Here is a 16813-nt window from a genome sequence, read left to right as displayed (position 1 = left end):
CTGGCAGCGATAGCTGTGTTATTGGTGGGTTGGGCAATATGGTTACAGATTATGCCTCATCCTTTGGGGGATAAGTTGGAGTATGTAGGGAAAGAGGATTATGGGAGTTGGTTGCCTTTGAGTAGTACGAGGCCGGCGAGTGAATATTTCTATGCGACGAATTTAAGTAAGGAGGAGGTTCCCAATTATTTTAGAGGTGCGAGGCTAGAACGCCCAATTGAGGTTGCAGGTTCAGATTATAGGATTTGGCTCGGGAAAGACAACACCACAATTCTTTTACGATATTATCAAGATGAACTCATACTCAAAAAGTACTCTCAAGGTAAAAAAGGGGTCATAGGAATAAGCAGTCTCAAGTATGATAGCCTGAAAGATGCGCTTAACGAATGAGTCGTTGAACGATGGCACTCTCCGTAGCAGACAAAAGATTTTATTCACTACTTATTGCCACAATCATACCACCACCTACTAATTGACCATGTACCCAGAATAAGCTGGCTCCTCGCTGACTGCATCAACGGAGAGCCAAGGTAAAGCCTAGCCGCACATTACTCGGCTAGACTATTCGTACGAAAAACGCCTGCCCTTAATCTCTTCATCCGTAGTAGGCTGAACGATCAAGCCCGAAGCGAGCCGTTTGTCAGTGATACCTAATGTTCGATGAACGCCCTGTGGACTCACTTCACTATTGATGACGTAGCCTACGCCTCCCTCCTGAAAAGGGACCGGCCTTGAATCATCACGCACACGACCATAGGTCCACGTCTTTCCCCTGTCCTCGCTGTACTTAATGACTTCGCCACGATATTTGGCAAGCTGTTCAACGGACGTAATGTCAGTCATGGCCCCTCATCTTGTTGGATGACCGTGTAATATAATACCATACATTATAGGTCACTACACCGTGACAATATTGACAGATCTATCTAATATTATTATAATTGTATAATCCCATTGCCTTTCTCGGCATTGGCAGCACCGTCATAACTCCTCTTGGAGGACTGCATGTCCGTTACTTCACATGACCCCGACACCGCTAGGTTCTTTTTCGCGGCAGTCTCTGATGTGGCTTACGGCGGGAGTGTTCTCTACCGTTCGGATCAGAGCCGGGTCGAAACGACCTATCGCGGGCCGTTCCATGCTTTCCCCAATGCTGCGGAAGCGCCCGAAGTAGGTTTTTCCGACCTTCAGTTCGGTGCTTTCTACTGGGAGTGTGCGTCACTTCCGCCTGGTCGCTATTGGCACATCAACCAGAGTGTATCCGATGGAACGCTGGACCTGGTAGAGATTAGCAGATCCGGCCAGGGCAGGATTCGAATGGTTGCCTGGATTTACTCCGAAACGCACCTCAGCGACGTACTCCGAAAGCTGGGAAGCGACAATGTGCCGCTCTGGGTGCAGGAGCGTTTTTTGGGTAGCATGATTACACAAGGATTCGCCGAGCTAGTAGAGCTGTCTGGGCGAGCGCCGATCGATAGCCTTTACTCAGGCTGTTTTACCCAGCTTTCGCAGGAAGGTACGTGGCTATATAGTGACGGCAAGCGAACGATTTTCGTCGACTTGATCGAGGGTGGCATTAGCGATAACATCGCCCTGCCTCGTCGTACCAAGAAGGCACTTCGGACGCCACCAGCACACCGAACCCAGCGACAGCATCGTCTCATCGCGCGCATCAAGCCTGGCCCACTGCAGCACTGGAGCGGTGGTTTCCGTGTAAACGATTCGCTCGAGCTAGTGCCGTTTGACGACGACCTGCAGGCCACACTCAACCAGATGTCAGCCCTGTTCGATGGGCAAAAGCTGATTGATCCCGATAACTTCTTCGGTGGCATCAAATACGTCATTCTCAGTCAGCTGCTGGTTCGTGGCCGTCTCTCGTACGCAGCGGCCTACGAACAAGCGGCAGAATTGATTGGGTGTGATCATCGACTCAGAATGCCGGTAGGAAGCTATCGGTACGATCTGGTGTTTCACGAGGCCTGGGAGGATATCGCCTTTGAGGTTCGCCGTGCGGCGGCTACTCAAGTAGTCTAACCTACAGTTTTGACGGTGAGGTCCCCGCTGCATTTCGGCGGGGCCTCTTCATGTCTGGACTTTTTTGTTAAGAGCTCTCTAGTTTAGCATGCACTGCGAGCAGCCTCGTTTTAAAAGCTCGATGGGCGTCATCCAGCCCAAGCACATGCAACGCGCCAACTAATACAAACAGGTTATCGATTTGCTTGCTCGTAGGCCGCAGTTCAGCCGCCCGAAACCGAGCATCAATCAGCGCTAGTAGCCAGCGGGCATCAGTTTCTTTAATTGGTGCAGCTTTTGGCGCCGCTGTTACCCCACCCGAGCGTATCACCTCGAGTGAGCGCGCTGAATTATCTCGTTTACGCAAGAACCCTCTAGCGATCAGCCCATCGATGTGCGTCGCCACCGTTGATACCGATTTATACCGCAGCGCATTCATAATTTCACGGTAGCTTGGCCCGTAGCCGTTGGTTTTTATAAAGCCATCAATAAATTGCAGCAGTTCATGCTGCTTTTTGGTTGGTCGATTCTTGTCCATACTCCCCTCCTTTTGCACTGGCAAGGGCGATTGCTGCCAGCCCCCACCACAACAAACTTATCGTGTCATCCGCCCAAACAGGTAGAAAAATACCAATCACCGCCAGGCCCACGCCGCTCGCACATAACCCTAATGCCAGCCAGTCGTGCCGCTGTCGGTATAACCGCCAGATCACCATACCAAAAATCATCAAGAACAACCCCACACCTAGCCAGCCCGATTCGTGGGCCACAAATAAGTAATGGTTCTCAATAATTACCGGCTCATCGGTGAATAGTGATGCCGAACCGGTCGAACCTGGCCCAGCGCCCAGCGGCTGCTGAATCATGCGGCGAAGGCCATCAGCCAGCGATTCAATATGACCTTCGTTAGAGCTAATTGGGCTCTTCCCTTCTGGGTCTTCATGTAAAATGACGTGCTGCACAAACGACGTCTCGCGGGCAGCAAAAATTCCTAAGGCAAGCACCGCTAACGTACCCGCCATTACCGCTAAAGCCCGGAACGCCGTTTTTCGCGGCAGCGATAGTAGCAACAAACTGCCGAGTGCCACCACTGCTGCCACCAAAGCACTTCGGGCATAACTAGCATAAATAATACATACACTTGCTACGAGCGTCACCATAAACCAGGTTCTTCGGGTAGTTGATGCAAAAAATTGTCGGGCTTTTATACCCGCCGCCGCCAGCAAGCTCATCACCATCACCCCAAAGGCCCCCAGTGGGTTAGGGCCGCGGAAGGTGCCGTTTATCCGGATGTAATCGGGGTTGTTGTCTACCGTTAAATACGGCGCAATGGTTGCTTTGCTATAGCCGATATAAGCGAGAATATCTTTTGGTAAGACAAAAATTTGCAGCACCGCAAAACCGAGCGATAGCGTCGATACCCCAAATGCCACCCATAAAAAGCGCTGCCGCCAGGCTAAACTCCAGCGTACGGCAATATATACCAGCACGAAAAACAGCAAATAACGCAGATCAATCGCCAGGCCAGCCAGTAGCGCCGCCGGAGGTGGCTGAAAAATCGGCAGCAACAACAAGTGTAAACCTGCGTAGCCAGTGATCAGTAAGAACAGCTTGTCTCGGCGTAATTCCTGGTGTAACTTATGGCGAACAACCAGCCACAGCCCTATCAAAAAAAGAAAGAATAAAATAATCTCTTTCCACGATTTTATGAGCAATTCTTGTTCGGGAAATAACATGCCTAGCCACACACTAAGCGGCGCGTGCATCAACACACCGCCAAACACCAGGGCGAGCAGCCCGGCATATAAAGAGAAAAGTTTGTTTTGCATAAGTAGTATCTACAAGTGTACCGCCGATAGTCGGATTTATCAAAAAAGTACTTGCCAGATGAAGGGTACGGGGTATATGATGACGGCACTTTCAAATTTAAACAGGAGTACCTCTGATGACAGAGAGTCTATTTCGTGCGGATCAAACAACCGATTACGCCGCCAAAGAAGGTGGCCCGGTAATTGTGGTGGCCATTGCCTTCGTGCTGGCGCTTGGCGGCTTAACAGCGGCGGCAATTTTCTTGTGCGGCTGGAACCGCATTCGAAACGTCAGCATTAACTGGTTCAATGGCACTGCCACTATTGTATGCCGCTAAACCAGCAACTGGTTGCAGCCTGTCCACTTCTCCTCCCCCGGGACAGGCTGCAGCTGCACCCTTCTATCACCTTAACTGAAAACTATTTTCTTGATACCGAACTTGGCGCCCAGCATCAGTATCATGCCAGTGGCCGTTATGTTCTGCGGTTACTGCAAAATGGCATTGAGTTCTCAGTTTTGCAGCAAAGAACCAAGCGGCGCGGCATCTCGGACAGTCAGTTATTAGAACTATTAGGATTTCTTAACAAAACCGGTCTGCTCGTACGCCATTCGGGAGTTTTTGATAACCTCTTACGAGGGGGTATTTATGCGCGAGACGTGTTATTAGGCGTACGGCATGCTCGGTTTGGGCGGCGCACCAGTGCCACGCCCACCAAGCTGCTTATCGAATGTATTCGTACCACAAGATTAGTTGCAGGAATCGCAACACTTTACTCTCTCCTGCTCTTTGGCGTGCTTGATAATCCACTGCCAGCTTTAACCCCGCTCCTAGCAATTTGTATTGTCATTTTCAGTATCTACCTGCACGAACTATGTCATATACTAATAGTACGTCGACATACGCAGCAGCTAATTATTGCGCGTGGCGGCAGTAGTCTTGGCGTTATACATAAAAAGCTACCTCATAAAGCCGAGTTACTTTCTGCGGCGGCCGGGCCGCTTGGCACCCTGTTGTTTTGCTCTATGCTATCGCTGTTATTATGGCTTTACGGATCAGTACTGCTCGCGGGAGTGTCGCTGGCTATCGGCCTAGTGCACCTGGGAAGTTTTCTCCCTCACTATAGCGACGGCGCAATTTTATTTAGAAACCTAAGAAAGAAAGTATCATGACTAAAGCGGCAATCTCAATTTCCCACCTACTTATTGCCAGAAGCAAGGATTTTAACCTATCGATCGACCAACTGACGATAAATCACGGCGGTATTGTCTGCGTAGTAGGGCCAAACGGCAGTGGCAAAACTACCTTGATTGAATGCGCCGTGGGCTTACTCTCACCACAAAAAGGTAGCTTACTACTTGAAGGACAGGCTATTACCCATAACTTAAAGCCATTGAAGACGAAGCTCGGATACATTCCTGATGACGAAGCGTGGTTTATTAAAGAATTAACTGCGCGGGAATATTTTGAAGTATTGGTGCATATTTATCGTGAAGCAGGCGTCCGAGCAGACATGCAGCGAAACAGCGCTCGGCTAGCCGAACAGCTTAATTTTACCCAGTTCGAAACACCGCTCGAACACTTGAGCCATGGCAACAAAAAGAAAGTACAAATTATTGCAGGTTTGATGCACGAGCCGCCGGTGATTATAATTGACGAGCTGCGCAATGGCCTGGATCCGTTGGCAATTATCGCGGCCGAAAAAATCATCACCGAGCGCGCACAAGCTGGTGCCGCTATCCTCGCAGCAACTCACGATTTGTGGTGGGCCGAACGTATGGCCCAACAAATTGCCATTCTAATTAACGGTCGCTTGCAGCTATTTGATACGGTGAAAAACGTTGTCAAGCAGCACGGCTCGTTAGAAGCTATGTTCATAAAAATGACTAACACCAGCTCGCAATGAACCTCTACCTCGCTTCTATAATCGCTACCTTTGGCCGTCGTTATCTGTGGCGGCTATTAGGGTTGGTTGCGAGTGCTGGCTGCATGGGATTAATTGGCTTTTTAGCTGTAAAAGATATGCCTATCATGAGCCCCGAGCCAGTTTGGCCCTTGATAGCTAGTGGCGCATTTGCTACCCAATGCTTAATACTGCTGACTTTAGTTGCGGCCAGCGGTGTGCTAAAAGAAAACCGCGACACCGTCATTCGACTACTCCATGTGCTCCCAACCAATAAGTGGCAGAAGTGGGCGGTCCGACTATTCCCGAGCGTCGTCATGGGCCTGTTGATGCTTATCTGTATTGCGCCAGTACTGCTAGTAGTGCTGGGTAATTTTGGCATTTCACCGCTGTTTAGTATCGTGGCGCTAATACTTGGGCTTTTAAGTGCCCTCGGTCTTTACACAGCCCTGCCCCATAAATATTTCTATATCCATATTATGCTTGGTATCGGCGCAGTCTGGGGTCAGTTCTCGCTTGTTCAAACCTTAACTAATCTCACGCTTGCCGAACCGGTACGGCTGCAATCACTCATATGGTTTTGTGCCTTGCAAGTAGTACTAGTGACAGCCTTGTTTTATAGCAGTACCTACACAACAATCTATACCCCTGTTTCGCGTCAATTTAGTCAAACTTTTGGGCGATTCCTTCCGCGCGGTGCTTGGTTGATCAAAAAAGTACTCCGGGCTTCAAATACGAAAGCCAGCTTACTTGCTGCCTTTGGCATAAGCCTGGTGGTGGCCTACATCAGCAGTCGGCAAGGCCACACTGACCCTGGCTTACTTACTTTTGTAGCTGCCTTCATGATTGCCGCCGTCTGTTCGGATATCCGCTCGAGCGCACGCCGCAATTTACCGGCTGAAATAACGGCGCTAAAGGGCACCAGCTATTTTGTCGTCACCCAATTGTTAAGCGTGGTACCTTTATGCGCGCTGGTGGTTTCACCCCTTATTATTACCGTCGTACCGCAGCTACCACTACTTGAAAGTATTGCCTTTATTACGCAGTTGCTTCTTAGTACGGCAATTGGGCTGTTCGCTGGCACCCTGATTATGCCACAAAAGCGGGATATTGCCGGGCAATTTTTAGCTGCCTTACTCTGTATTGTTTTGCTGTACGCATTGCCTGAATTTACTTTTATCGCCTCCTTCGACATTACTACCCGAATGATCAGCGACCTCGTATGGTACGCGGCACTGGCAGCTGCCAGTTTTTACCTTGAGAGAAAACGTAATAATTATACATGGAAAGGATGAACTCTATGTTTGAACGACGCAACAATATATATGTCAAAGCTATTGGCTTAAGCTTATTGGGCGGGGCACTGCTGTGGCTGCTGCTGGTTATTCTTACGGCGGCCAGTGCCGATAAGAATCCCTCGCTACCGCATGTTGATCACGTGACGCTCGGTCCACTCCTGCTAGCAACCATCACTCGTGCCGTCGCCGCAGGCGGAACCACGGTCACTTTCGGTGTCGAGATCGGCTCGCTCTTCTTCTTTTTAGCAGCACTAGTGATTGGGGTGGTGATCAGTATTATTCTTTCGCGACACTCGCAGTAAAACGCTATCCTCAGCGGTACTTCTTGCTTTCTAGTCGTTCCTGCGTGCAAAATATTCCTCTGTTTCGCGCATAAAAATTTCCGCTGTTTTTGGCCCGATACCGTACAATTTCTGTAGGCGTTTAGAGAGTTCTTCTTCGTTAGCGCTGCTTTCAAGCAGTAAATACAGTGATCCATCGTATTGATTCACCAGTTGCTCAAGACAGGTGCGTAACGCCTTGGTCATCACGTGCTGGTATCTGGTGTAGCCACCGCTATGAAACAGGCTTACCAGCTGTCGATCAGACAACTGAAGAATCGCCCAAGGAACATCGAGCTTGCGCGCTATAAATAACTTCCAGGTCTTTACCGCCACCGATGGTTGAATTGGCTTACCCAGCAAGAAGGTTAACAAAAACCAGCGAAACATATCGTCTTCAGAAGCTAATACGTCTAGATCGAAATCAGCTGCGTGGTGCTGGGGTTTATTACGCCGCGCTTTCGCTGAAATATTCTGTTTCTTTATGGCCATCTTCTTCTTAGTATACGCCGAATTACCCGAAGAGTTTCGTTGTGTCCTCACTTATTCGTATTTCTTTAACTCCTTGTTAGGTAGCAGCGTGCAAGAAACAACTTCATGTCACAGTCATGCCTCTTATCTAATTGTCTATTTTTCAGCATCTCTCTACTTTTATGGTATGCTATACCAGTTCCTGCAGTGCAGTATTAAGGAGGGTTCATGGCTACAATCAATCAACGCGATGCCGGCACTTTCATCAAGAACCTGAGACACAGTTTTGATTTGACTATTGTTGGACATATGCTTGTTCCGAGTACTGATCCTGCAGACCGCAGGTCGGTGCTAGTGGTTGATAATAGCAATAGCCCTGTGCCACGCGATAATGTCCTCAGGCTGGTACACAATGCCTTTCTAGATCAGCAAATTGCGGTGCCGCCTTTTGAATCAGAGCCATTCTCGGAACTGCTGACTGTTGAGGAATGGGGACTGCTGCTTTTCGTGCGCAAACTACGGCTTGTCCATGCACACACAGATCACCACGTTTATACTTGGGGTGAACGTCCCGAGTAACTCACTGCCTGGGCGCGCTTTATATCTGCGCCCAGTTGTAAAAAAGTAGCCGGGTCGGGGTGCTGCTCTGCAAGCTTAAGTCCGCCGAACAAAAACTGTACGAGTTGCTCTCAGCGCACTCCAGAAGTTCCGGACGAACCCCTAATTGCATCTTACTTCGACATTTAGCCTCCCTCAATACTAAGACCTCTGACCATCACCGAATAGCCCCCGCCCTCTCAATGAGTATCTTCGAGAAGGCGGGAATTTTACTACTTTAACATGATCACTCTTATTGTACTAAGTACAGCGGCATGGAAACGACGATCAATTAAGTTATCTGCCAGCTGGGCTAAATATCATTGCAAATCTTGAAGTCCGCATGTGCCGCATTGGCAAGCACTATAAAATTAGGACTTGACGGAGAATAAAGAACTTCGATAGTCCCCTGCTTTGCTTGAGTGTACAAACTAATACGCTCTTTTTGAGTACCGCCATGTATGCGTATACTACTTAGGTTGTCTTTTCCATCCACTTGCGTGTTTACCATCAGATAGAGGGTGGTGGCCCTTGTGACGTCATTCGTCGGGTATTCGCGCATTGTGTAACGTCCACCGTTAGAATCATAAGCTAAGGAAATGTTATTCACCCTCGCTCGCGTGATTTTACCTTCTGAGCGGACTTTTTCACAGTTCGCTTGCATCTCTAGAGCCCTGCCGACTTCCGAGTTTAGGGAGATTGCAAGAACAATAATAGCGATACCGGTAACTGTGTATTTAACTAAGTTGAATAATTTACGCGATAGTGATGGTCCACTCTGCCAGTCCGCCAGTATTCGATCTACATCACTTCGATCCTTTTCTTGCACGATCTGCTGATTTGCAACCGCGTCACGGATACTGACAAGAATATCCTGGAAATGATGGCGATGGAACTTATTACCATATAACTCAAGTTGATTTCCTTGAATATCTTTGAGGAAAATTTTATATGGCCGCCGTGTGCTTTTCGTAAGCACAGGCGCTGGCTCAACGGAAACAAGTTGTGATAGGTCAATACTAACGCGGCGCCCGATACGCGTTTGTGTGAGTAATTGTCCTGTGAGCGTCAGGCGCTCATAAACACCCAACAATACAAGGATCCAAATAATATCACCTACTGTAAGAAGCACAAGAAAACCAATCTCTAGGTTCTCTATATTTGGCCACATACCCTTTAGTGCCCACCCGACTATTGAGAGGATAGCAGCGAGGATTGCCCCTATTACTGCCAGCCAAGTCCAAGACGTATAGCTTACTGCAGTTTTACTGACGTTATTTTTGTTCATATGATTATCTACTAAAGTATTGTTACAGCTCTAAGGCGTTAGTCTACCGCAAAAGACAATATTGGTGTTACTAGAATTATACTACTCAGAAGACGTCAAGCATAGTAAAGAATTCGTATGTTAATTTAGAAAAAAGAATCAGATTATTTTCAAGTAAGATAATGGTCAAATAATTGATATTCAAATAATCCGCCAGAACATAGGAAGAGCAGTTTTATGTCCCGTACATAGTACTGTTTGAGACCAGCTTATCCGTTTAGTCCTTGATCTTTGCTGGATTTTGGCAGTAGTTGGGGCGACATATCCGTAAAAGCTCTACTAGCTTATCGTAAGAGACAGCCACAACTTCTCCTTTAGTCGCAGAGTCATCCTCAATTAATACTACTACCCTGAATTACGCAGCGTTCAAATTTGATTTCGTACACACTCTTATATAAATTACTTCATCAATTACAGCTAAGACAGCACTGTTACTTGACTAATGCGTAATTATTTTGTATGATATTTTAAACTCGAGTGTAAATAGACAGCGAGTATACCTTCTCTGCTCACACGACAGGTTCAGGAGTAGTCATGTACCATGCTTTGGTCCGTCGCGGCGATGAATGGGTGTCATTCGGGGTTCACGTACCGTCAACGCAATGGACGGCCGCCTTTAGTACGCTTCAGGCCGTGTTTGGCGCAGACAGTACAGCTTACACGTACCTTTCCGATGCAAGTGTCGTGCAAAATATGGCGGCATTGAAGGACTGGATGGAGGAAGATGTCAAGCTTGCAAACCAAGTGCAGGCAGGTTTTGACAGTGGTCAAGTAATTGACCAGTCGAACAATAACCCGTTGGCGCATGGTATCTCACAACTTCGAGCTCCTTAATCAAAGGTAACCTCATGCAATAGGCTCGTCCTAGATCCTACACATTTGTCAGCGTGAACGACTCACGCGAAACCTTGGCCGTCAGTGGATTGCGAAAGCAACACCACGGGCCTTTTTAATAGTCTTGCAATTATTCCAAACTGCAAGCTATGAGTAGTGGCAAGATGGAGATCTCTCCGCTGCCTTTTTAGCGTATTTATTTTGAACAAAATTAAACGGGCAGTGCAGAGAATAATCTCGTGCACTGCCCTACTTCAGCTATCGGCCGAGGTATTACTGAAGCTTGCTCAGTGTAGCTCGAAGATCACTACAGTACGCGCATTTAGCGTTAAGGAGTGACGGAAGCTTCGCCAAGTACTCTCGATACTGCCGATTAAACGCCGGGATAGTAAAGGCACCATAAATTGCTGACGATCGTTTCCGATCGTATTCCGGCAACTGGGGAACCATGCCTGGAAGAAGGTGTGGAAGCCAGTTTGCGCTGCGCATGACAGGCGCAGGTGCAACGATCTGTACATCGCGTTCCAGTCGCACCTTAATACTTTCACGCTCATGCGGCTCCACCACTAGATAGCCATGACCTCGCCCTCCAATTTCAATTTGCGAACAAGCTCCGCGCGTATGCACGTGGGTCTTCGGATCGAGCCATCCAGCGTTACCGACGGCATTAAAGGAACAGCCTTCCAACAAGATAACCGCACCACTGATGCTTCGCTTTACTTTGAGCGAAGCGTTTGGGCCCTTAAGGTTGATGTTCGAGTCTGGCTTCACATGACCGTTAATCTGTACTCTCAGATTTTTTGCCGCACCTTGTAGTGAAGCGTTCACGCATACATCGCCTTCAATGAGTACGCTTGTTGCTGCTGGCGGAATATTCACCACCTGACCACTTGCGACTTCATTAATCTTCAGATCCCACCGCGTCATGATGCCTCCATGCTATGCGGAACCAGTATAGTATATACTACAATTATAAAAGAAGCAATTCGTCTAATTACCCTCATTATCGACACATGAGTGGTCTCTATTACAAAAGATTTTAATGGCGTTCGAAGCTGGTGCGATACCCTGATATAATTCTTCCTTTGCACGTTCTAATTCTTCTTTTCTTGATAAACGTCTTATAAAAGAATACCTACTAGCGTAAATACTAAGCTAACCAATACTGCGATTTGAAGCGCTATCAGACAGATCTATTCGATAGAGGCGAAGGCAATCGTGACTTTCTAATCTCAATTTGAAAAGGACTGCTTCGCCAGGTCATATGACCTGACAAAGCAGTCTCGTTACAGCGTGTTACCGTGGACGAAAGAAGCGTTGCCGCTTTCGTGCCACCTTAAAGCCCCCATAATTATCGCTGTCATAAATCTTACGGGGATCATACTGAGGATCGCCTGGATACTCGACTTCAGTATAAGCCCCGCCTTCTGCCAGCAACAGGCGAATCTGCCGAGTGAGCTCGTTAAATGCTTGCTGATCCTTCTTCGCCTGATTAGTGTCAACAATAACAATAATTTCATCGTCATCATAGACGACAATGAAGTCACTTACACAAGAATCAACTTTACTGTGAAGATCTGCAATTCTCCTACTGAGACTTGGCGTCCTCCTAAAAAGCCCTGTGCGCATAATATATAGCGCCAGCACCTTGCGGTTAGGATCAATAAGAGTAGCGATGTTACCCTTAACATCTGCCATAGCGATGCCTTTCTAGATGGTAGTGGGGCCTGTTCTAGTCTATCAGAATAAATGAACTTTTTACAAAATGGCGCGTTGCCATTAAGTTCAGTAAAATACGGTAGATTAAGAGCGATATTAGCTCTAGTCATCGTTGCTGGCTTGACTGAATTCACCTTCTCCATGATGGAGTATGCCCGGTCACATAATAAATCAAGCTAGGTACTACGGCTGAATATGTGGCACATTCCAATTGAAGCGGGTGGACTAAATTATACAAATAACCCTTAACGTTACCGATTTCATTCAGCTCCTATCAAACAATATCCTGTCGAATAACCCACTTTGATGGTAATTTGTATGTATTGACGATTTTACGCATGTATTTCATAATGCCAATAGCCATCCAGCTCGAGAAAAGGAATTAGAAAGTGAAGCTGACGCCTGAAATTGCCGCACGCTATGCGAGTGGTCAAATCGAGGTACAGAACCCGCGAAAGGATTATATTTTCCGCGGCGAAATCAAAACCGCTACCGTGGAAGGCAGCGGGGGTGGTGCAACCTTTAAAGCAACACTCAAGTGGATGGCGAAGGGGCTCGGCCGGCCAGTACCGAGCCGATGGGTAAATGATACAGACCTAACCTATGAGGCGGGTCTTCTCATCTACGCAGTTAGCGATATGGGAGATGGTCGCATGCGCCTGGTGTCGAGTATTGTTGGCGAGATCACTATTCTATACCCTCCTGGTGGAAGTAAGCTCGACCCTTCGCGAGTTGAAGGCTTGAACCTAGGGTAACCATCTACACAATTAATTCAAGCTCTCGGTCGCACGTAGTATGTGCGGCCGGGAGCTTGAAAGCAAATCCCAGTAATTATTAATCTATAAAAGCTTAAATTTTATCGTGCTATTAATTTTTTCAATGTCTTAATTTCAATCTCAGATTGCCAAACTGATAAATGTTGTATCTGAGTAAGGCATCATTTAAATCAGACGGAATACTCGGTCATTATAAACACCCATTAGCGATATGTTATCGTTAATGGGTGCTGGGGCAGGCTAGCTAAGTTCGATCAGTTTATGTTTTCCAAATAGCTCCTGTATAACTTTTGGACCATGCCGTTGGATGCGCTCAACAGTGTCTCGTACTATCTTCGAGCCTGAAAATACCCCGCCGGCTTTCAGTGCATCTGCAATTTGTAGTATTGCCCGATGCATATCTAGCGGTCTGAGATAGTCGAGTAGCTCAAGACAAAGCACGAAGTAGTTATCCCGATTTTCCCACCATGTAATATGTACCAAACTTACAGGCAAATCTGGTTTGATAATCGCCACACGGCGAATTGCTTCGAGAGCCGCCATTCGTTCTTTGCCAGATAGCTTGCTCATTTGCTCCTTAACATCTGCCGGATAAAAGGTAGTCCGCATAAACCTCTCTGTAAAAAGCTCCACAAGCTTCTCGTGCGAGACGGTCACAACTTCTCCTTTGTCGCAGAATCATCTTCAATTAAATATTACTGATGTCAAATGCGCAATATCCAAAATTAATTTCGTATACCCACTTATCTCACCCCTGAATGGCACCAGGCGCACCAAATGGGAATTTAAAACAATACTGCACCAAGTATTGTGATCGTTCGCTTGCCCGTAAGAAGGGCTATTAATTTATTTCATGGTTTTATATTTTTCCTGCTTTTATTATTAAGAATAGGACCTATGGAGTATAGGCATCTCTAATCATAGTTGACTTACAATAGTTTTTTATGTATAATATTATTTACTGATGCTTCACTGCCTGAGGAGATATCGCAAATGCGTACGTCCACGGTAAACGGCATCGAGTTCCCGGACACCAGCTTCGTAAGTCACGTGCCCTCCCTGTACTGGGACTGGCTGGTGAACAACTCGAGCAGGCATGCACCTAAGCCCAGCGTGCCCGACGGCGCCTCGCCGTATGAGGCTCTGCAGCACTGTGCTGAGCACATGCTCGATAGACGTTTCGAGATGCAGGTGATCGCCAGGCTGCTGGACCCGGCCAGCGTCAGAACCAGCAAGGATGCGCTGCTCGAAGCTGACGATAACGGCTTCGAGATGCTGAGCGTCACTGGCCTCGGCCACTCTGTCAAGCTGGTCATCAACCACGAAGATGACACGTCGGCAACGCACAGGGTTCAGTTGTTCTGCGGTGCCAACGCTACACCCATCTTCGAACTCCACGCGCACAGTGACATCGGATACCTACGCCTGCTGCTGGCCGAGGTGACCGGTAGGACCAGGGGTTGCGTTCGACACTGACAATCTGTTCGGGATGCCTCTTTTCTCACGTTGAGGAAGGGGGCATTCTTTTAGATTAAGTTTCAGATCTATTCTCTGAACTAAAATAAATGTATTACTAGCTAATCCTCCTGACCAGATGTCGAAGCAAAAAATACGTTAAGGGTACCGTATAGAAATTTAGATAAGAAGATAGCGGTCCTCCGGTGTCTTCTATTTTAGATATTCTATGGCTTTTCTGCATGCGTTAGAATGCTTTGTGCTTCCGACCAAAAATACACTGCTATAATTTTGTATTCACACAAGTTTATATATCTAATAAATGACTTGCAGACAACCATGCATATAGTTTCAGTTTTCATACATATAATTTGGTTCTAGATCGCGACTCGTAAAATAAACAATAAGACTGGGCTAAGCCTTACATATATCCTAAGGCTATAATCGATGTCACATTGCATTAGTAAGAGCACAATCTTCCTTTTACGCAGGCCTTCACTATATTCATCTGATTCTGTTATGCAAATTCCTCAACGATAGATGACGCCATGTAGCCTAGTTGATTAGAGCATCTCTACCCGCTTGTAGATCTTGATTAAGTACTGGTAGTATAACTCTCCATTTGGTCATCTCGTCTCTGATTTCCGCTTAAAACCAATTCGATGTACTGCACCCTACTAATCTCATACTAGTTCCAAGAGCATTATAATACTTATATTCAGTACTAATAGTTGACAATATAGATTTTTTATGGTAAGATTAATTATCGTCTACTGACGCGTGTCTGCGAAATGCACGACACTACATTGCACCTCTCCCCCACTCGGAGGTTAATCATGGCCAAGCTCACCGTGCGACTCCCGCGAACCACCACCGGCTCCGAACTGATGTCAGCCGTCAAGGCTGTCGCAGAGCAGCGCGCGAGGTTCTACTCCAGCCAGTCCTTCGACGATGGCGACATCTACCAGATTGGCCAGAGGTCTAGCGACCCTGTGAGCCAGATCATGGTCGCTCCTTCTCGCGAGGAGCAGTTCATTCGGTTGGAAATGTCCTACGACACCGTCGTGGTGATGAACCACAAGTGGCCCGTCGGCGAGACGCGCATGGTGGACTACGAGGACTGGAACAGCGCAGAGATCGAGACCGTGCGGCAGTTCGCTGACGCACTCACCCGGCACCTGTCAGGCACCACCGAAGAGAAGCTCTCCTCGGTCTGGCCACAAGAGGTTGTCGTCTGTGCGCTCTGTGGGCACATCGTGACGCGCGACTTCGACAGGCTGAACTGCCCCACCGACGGCAAGAACCCGCCGACCCGCACGGTCATGGTGGCGCCTGTCACCAACTAACCACCTAGAGAGTGGTGCACTAGCCCCGAGCGTTTCGACGCTCGGGGCCGCTCTATATTATCTTTACATAAAATCTGCCACATGCCATTACAGAATGAATCTATGCTTGATCGCGTCAAAAATCTAAAGCATGCGCCGATCATAGAAACTATAGTACTCTTTTCTTGTTACAATGATATGATCTCTGACTGGGATACCTATCACTATTCCAGCTGCAACTAACTGTTGGGTTGCTACTATATCTCCGTCACTTGGAATTGGATCACCTGAAGGATGGTTATGGGCAACAACCACCGAAGCGGCTCGATCTTCTAAACATCTCCCAAATATTTCTCTGGGATGGATCATGGTAGCATTCAATAAGCCAATCGTAACTACATGTCGAGCAATAATCTTATCGACACTATTTAACGATATGCATATCAAATATTCTTGTTGTTTATTCCGGATGAACTTCAAATGCGGAAGCATACCGTCAACTGGCAAGCGGACATTATTCATAAATGATCACCTGGCCTTTCGGTGGCATCCAACTAGTCAGCATATGAAGTTTCTCACGCTCGAATTGGTAAGTTATAAAAATTATCTGGCAGTCTGGCGGGTTACGGACAAAGTCATCCGCTGTTGCAAAAGATATACCAAGCTCGAGTGTGTCCATAGGCGGTTTCGCTGTAAATTTGAGCTGCTGCATCCAATCTAATTTGACCTTAATTATGCGCTTCTTTTCTGAGTCAAGGGTGCTCGCCTTTTCACTTTTCATTCTGCGAATAAGCCCTAGCCATTGCTTTCGCGTTGATGCAAGAGTTTTGCTTGGCGCCAGGGCAACTACGGCGATTTTTCCTTGATATGGGAACTCAGCAGCATCCTCTGCTAGTTTTTTAGATAATGAAGTTTTAATTATTGAATATCTTTTTATCACTAAGCCATGCATGAATTATCCTTAACAC

The 16813-nt window shown here is 47.3% G+C and carries 22 protein-coding genes; 11 read left to right on the top strand and 11 right to left on the bottom strand.

Features of this window, described 5'->3' with window-relative positions:
- The coding region (locus VD907_06555; GenBank protein ID HYG84507.1) for a hypothetical protein at positions 1-390 on the top strand (390 nt) is incomplete at its 5' end.
- A gap of 171 nt (positions 391-561) precedes the next feature.
- Here the strand turns inward: VD907_06555 and VD907_06550 are convergent.
- Entirely contained in the window at positions 562-843 is a 282-nt protein-coding gene (locus tag VD907_06550; GenBank protein ID HYG84506.1) for a hypothetical protein, read from the bottom strand.
- Between the two features lie 162 nt (positions 844-1005).
- On the opposite strand from VD907_06550, the gene VD907_06545 reads away from it, so the two are divergent.
- Positions 1006-2034, top strand: a complete 1029-nt coding sequence (locus tag VD907_06545; protein HYG84505.1) for a hypothetical protein — start codon at positions 1006-1008, stop codon at positions 2032-2034.
- A gap of 67 nt (positions 2035-2101) precedes the next feature.
- On the opposite strand, the gene VD907_06540 is transcribed toward VD907_06545, so the two are convergent.
- Both VD907_06540 and VD907_06535 read right to left on the bottom strand, forming a co-directional pair.
- The gene (locus tag VD907_06540) at positions 2102-2551 is read right to left on the bottom strand and encodes a hypothetical protein (GenBank protein ID HYG84504.1); all 450 of its coding nucleotides are present in this window, start codon (positions 2549-2551) and stop codon (positions 2102-2104) included.
- On the bottom strand, positions 2517-3842 hold the full coding sequence (locus VD907_06535; protein ID HYG84503.1) for an O-antigen ligase family protein: 1326 nt from the start codon (positions 3840-3842) through the stop codon (positions 2517-2519). The genes VD907_06540 and VD907_06535 overlap by 35 nt, the downstream gene beginning before the upstream one ends.
- Before the next feature lie 116 nt (positions 3843-3958).
- Here VD907_06535 and VD907_06530 point away from each other — a divergent pair, with 116 nt between their 5' ends.
- The 5 genes from VD907_06530 to VD907_06510 are packed head-to-tail and all read left to right on the top strand — an operon-like array spanning position 3959 to position 7323.
- A complete protein-coding gene (locus tag VD907_06530) occupies positions 3959-4159 on the top strand; it encodes a hypothetical protein (GenBank protein HYG84502.1) in 201 nt (66 codons plus the stop codon).
- Positions 4150-4992: a hypothetical protein gene (locus VD907_06525; protein ID HYG84501.1), complete on the top strand. Its 843-nt coding sequence runs from the start codon at positions 4150-4152 to the stop codon at positions 4990-4992. Before VD907_06530 ends, VD907_06525 begins: the two co-directional genes overlap by 10 nt.
- Positions 4989-5726 carry an ABC transporter ATP-binding protein gene (locus VD907_06520; protein HYG84500.1) on the top strand — a complete coding sequence of 246 codons (738 nt, stop codon included), beginning with the start codon at positions 4989-4991 and terminating at the stop codon, positions 5724-5726. Before VD907_06525 ends, VD907_06520 begins: the two co-directional genes overlap by 4 nt.
- Positions 5723-7018 (top strand): hypothetical protein, encoded by a 1296-nt coding sequence (locus tag VD907_06515; GenBank protein ID HYG84499.1) that lies wholly within the window; start codon positions 5723-5725, stop codon positions 7016-7018. Before VD907_06520 ends, VD907_06515 begins: the two co-directional genes overlap by 4 nt.
- A 5-nt stretch (positions 7019-7023) precedes the next feature.
- Positions 7024-7323 carry a hypothetical protein gene (locus VD907_06510; protein ID HYG84498.1) on the top strand — a complete coding sequence of 100 codons (300 nt, stop codon included), beginning with the start codon at positions 7024-7026 and terminating at the stop codon, positions 7321-7323.
- Between the two features lie 30 nt (positions 7324-7353).
- Here the strand turns inward: VD907_06510 and VD907_06505 are convergent, their stop codons facing one another.
- Entirely contained in the window at positions 7354-7833 is a 480-nt protein-coding gene (locus tag VD907_06505; protein ID HYG84497.1) for a DNA methylase, read from the bottom strand.
- A gap of 207 nt (positions 7834-8040) precedes the next feature.
- Between VD907_06505 and VD907_06500 the strand changes: the two genes are divergently transcribed.
- Positions 8041-8391 carry a hypothetical protein gene (locus VD907_06500; protein ID HYG84496.1) on the top strand — a complete coding sequence of 117 codons (351 nt, stop codon included), beginning with the start codon at positions 8041-8043 and terminating at the stop codon, positions 8389-8391.
- 331 nt (positions 8392-8722) lie between these two features.
- Here the strand turns inward: VD907_06500 and VD907_06495 are convergent, their stop codons facing one another.
- The gene (locus VD907_06495; GenBank protein ID HYG84495.1) at positions 8723-9697 is read right to left on the bottom strand and encodes a hypothetical protein; all 975 of its coding nucleotides are present in this window, start codon (positions 9695-9697) and stop codon (positions 8723-8725) included.
- A 573-nt stretch (positions 9698-10270) separates the two neighbouring features.
- On the opposite strand from VD907_06495, the gene VD907_06490 reads away from it, so the two are divergent.
- Complete coding sequence (locus VD907_06490; protein ID HYG84494.1) at positions 10271-10570, top strand: hypothetical protein; 300 nt, start codon at positions 10271-10273, stop codon at positions 10568-10570.
- A gap of 273 nt (positions 10571-10843) precedes the next feature.
- Here the strand turns inward: VD907_06490 and VD907_06485 are convergent, their stop codons facing one another.
- Together VD907_06485 and VD907_06480 are read right to left on the bottom strand one after the other, a co-directional pair.
- The gene (locus VD907_06485) at positions 10844-11497 is read right to left on the bottom strand and encodes a hypothetical protein (GenBank protein ID HYG84493.1); all 654 of its coding nucleotides are present in this window, start codon (positions 11495-11497) and stop codon (positions 10844-10846) included.
- 369 nt (positions 11498-11866) lie between these two features.
- Positions 11867-12268: a hypothetical protein gene (locus tag VD907_06480; protein ID HYG84492.1), complete on the bottom strand. Its 402-nt coding sequence runs from the start codon at positions 12266-12268 to the stop codon at positions 11867-11869.
- A gap of 410 nt (positions 12269-12678) precedes the next feature.
- Here VD907_06480 and VD907_06475 point away from each other — a divergent pair, with 410 nt between their 5' ends.
- Positions 12679-13044 carry a hypothetical protein gene (locus tag VD907_06475; GenBank protein ID HYG84491.1) on the top strand — a complete coding sequence of 122 codons (366 nt, stop codon included), beginning with the start codon at positions 12679-12681 and terminating at the stop codon, positions 13042-13044.
- Positions 13045-13305: 261 nt separating this feature from the next.
- On the opposite strand, the gene VD907_06470 is transcribed toward VD907_06475, so the two are convergent.
- Together VD907_06470 and VD907_06465 are read right to left on the bottom strand one after the other, a co-directional pair.
- A complete protein-coding gene (locus VD907_06470; protein ID HYG84490.1) occupies positions 13306-13722 on the bottom strand; it encodes a hypothetical protein in 417 nt (138 codons plus the stop codon).
- 312 nt (positions 13723-14034) lie between these two features.
- A complete protein-coding gene (locus VD907_06465; protein ID HYG84489.1) occupies positions 14035-14463 on the bottom strand; it encodes a hypothetical protein in 429 nt (142 codons plus the stop codon).
- 893 nt (positions 14464-15356) lie between these two features.
- Between VD907_06465 and VD907_06460 the strand changes: the two genes are divergently transcribed.
- Positions 15357-15866, top strand: a complete 510-nt coding sequence (locus tag VD907_06460; GenBank protein ID HYG84488.1) for a hypothetical protein — start codon at positions 15357-15359, stop codon at positions 15864-15866.
- A 123-nt stretch (positions 15867-15989) separates the two neighbouring features.
- Here VD907_06460 and VD907_06455 read toward each other — a convergent pair whose 3' ends face one another.
- Together VD907_06455 and VD907_06450 are read right to left on the bottom strand one after the other, a co-directional pair.
- Complete coding sequence (locus VD907_06455) at positions 15990-16367, bottom strand: JAB domain-containing protein (protein ID HYG84487.1); 378 nt, start codon at positions 16365-16367, stop codon at positions 15990-15992.
- Positions 16360-16797 (bottom strand): hypothetical protein, encoded by a 438-nt coding sequence (locus tag VD907_06450; protein HYG84486.1) that lies wholly within the window; start codon positions 16795-16797, stop codon positions 16360-16362. Before VD907_06450 ends, VD907_06455 begins: the two co-directional genes overlap by 8 nt.
- Between the last annotated feature and the right edge of the window lie 16 nt (positions 16798-16813).

The organism is Verrucomicrobiia bacterium, assembly GCA_035629335.1.
Taxonomy (GTDB): domain Bacteria; phylum Patescibacteriota; class Saccharimonadia; order Saccharimonadales; family Saccharimonadaceae; genus DASUUR01.
Note: the sequence above shows the minus strand (reverse complement) of the source record. Positions and strands in the feature narration are given on the sequence as shown.

Coding starts and splice junctions, on each gene's coding strand:
- VD907_06480 (HYG84492.1), bottom strand. CDS start 12,268: ATGGCAGATGTTAAGGGTAACATCGCTACTCTTATTGATCCTAACCGC.
- VD907_06550 (HYG84506.1), bottom strand. CDS start 843: ATGACTGACATTACGTCCGTTGAACAGCTTGCCAAATATCGTGGCGAA.
- VD907_06490 (HYG84494.1), top strand. CDS start 10,271: ATGTACCATGCTTTGGTCCGTCGCGGCGATGAATGGGTGTCATTCGGG.
- VD907_06455 (HYG84487.1), bottom strand. CDS start 16,367: ATGAATAATGTCCGCTTGCCAGTTGACGGTATGCTTCCGCATTTGAAG.
- VD907_06500 (HYG84496.1), top strand. CDS start 8,041: ATGGCTACAATCAATCAACGCGATGCCGGCACTTTCATCAAGAACCTG.
- VD907_06460 (HYG84488.1), top strand. CDS start 15,357: ATGGCCAAGCTCACCGTGCGACTCCCGCGAACCACCACCGGCTCCGAA.
- VD907_06540 (HYG84504.1), bottom strand. CDS start 2,551: ATGGACAAGAATCGACCAACCAAAAAGCAGCATGAACTGCTGCAATTT.
- VD907_06515 (HYG84499.1), top strand. CDS start 5,723: ATGAACCTCTACCTCGCTTCTATAATCGCTACCTTTGGCCGTCGTTAT.
- VD907_06485 (HYG84493.1), bottom strand. CDS start 11,497: ATGACGCGGTGGGATCTGAAGATTAATGAAGTCGCAAGTGGTCAGGTG.
- VD907_06545 (HYG84505.1), top strand. CDS start 1,006: ATGTCCGTTACTTCACATGACCCCGACACCGCTAGGTTCTTTTTCGCG.
- VD907_06525 (HYG84501.1), top strand. CDS start 4,150: ATGCCGCTAAACCAGCAACTGGTTGCAGCCTGTCCACTTCTCCTCCCC.
- VD907_06450 (HYG84486.1), bottom strand. CDS start 16,797: ATGCATGGCTTAGTGATAAAAAGATATTCAATAATTAAAACTTCATTA.
- VD907_06510 (HYG84498.1), top strand. CDS start 7,024: ATGTTTGAACGACGCAACAATATATATGTCAAAGCTATTGGCTTAAGC.
- VD907_06495 (HYG84495.1), bottom strand. CDS start 9,697: ATGAACAAAAATAACGTCAGTAAAACTGCAGTAAGCTATACGTCTTGG.
- VD907_06505 (HYG84497.1), bottom strand. CDS start 7,833: ATGGCCATAAAGAAACAGAATATTTCAGCGAAAGCGCGGCGTAATAAA.
- VD907_06530 (HYG84502.1), top strand. CDS start 3,959: ATGACAGAGAGTCTATTTCGTGCGGATCAAACAACCGATTACGCCGCC.
- VD907_06535 (HYG84503.1), bottom strand. CDS start 3,842: ATGCAAAACAAACTTTTCTCTTTATATGCCGGGCTGCTCGCCCTGGTG.
- VD907_06520 (HYG84500.1), top strand. CDS start 4,989: ATGACTAAAGCGGCAATCTCAATTTCCCACCTACTTATTGCCAGAAGC.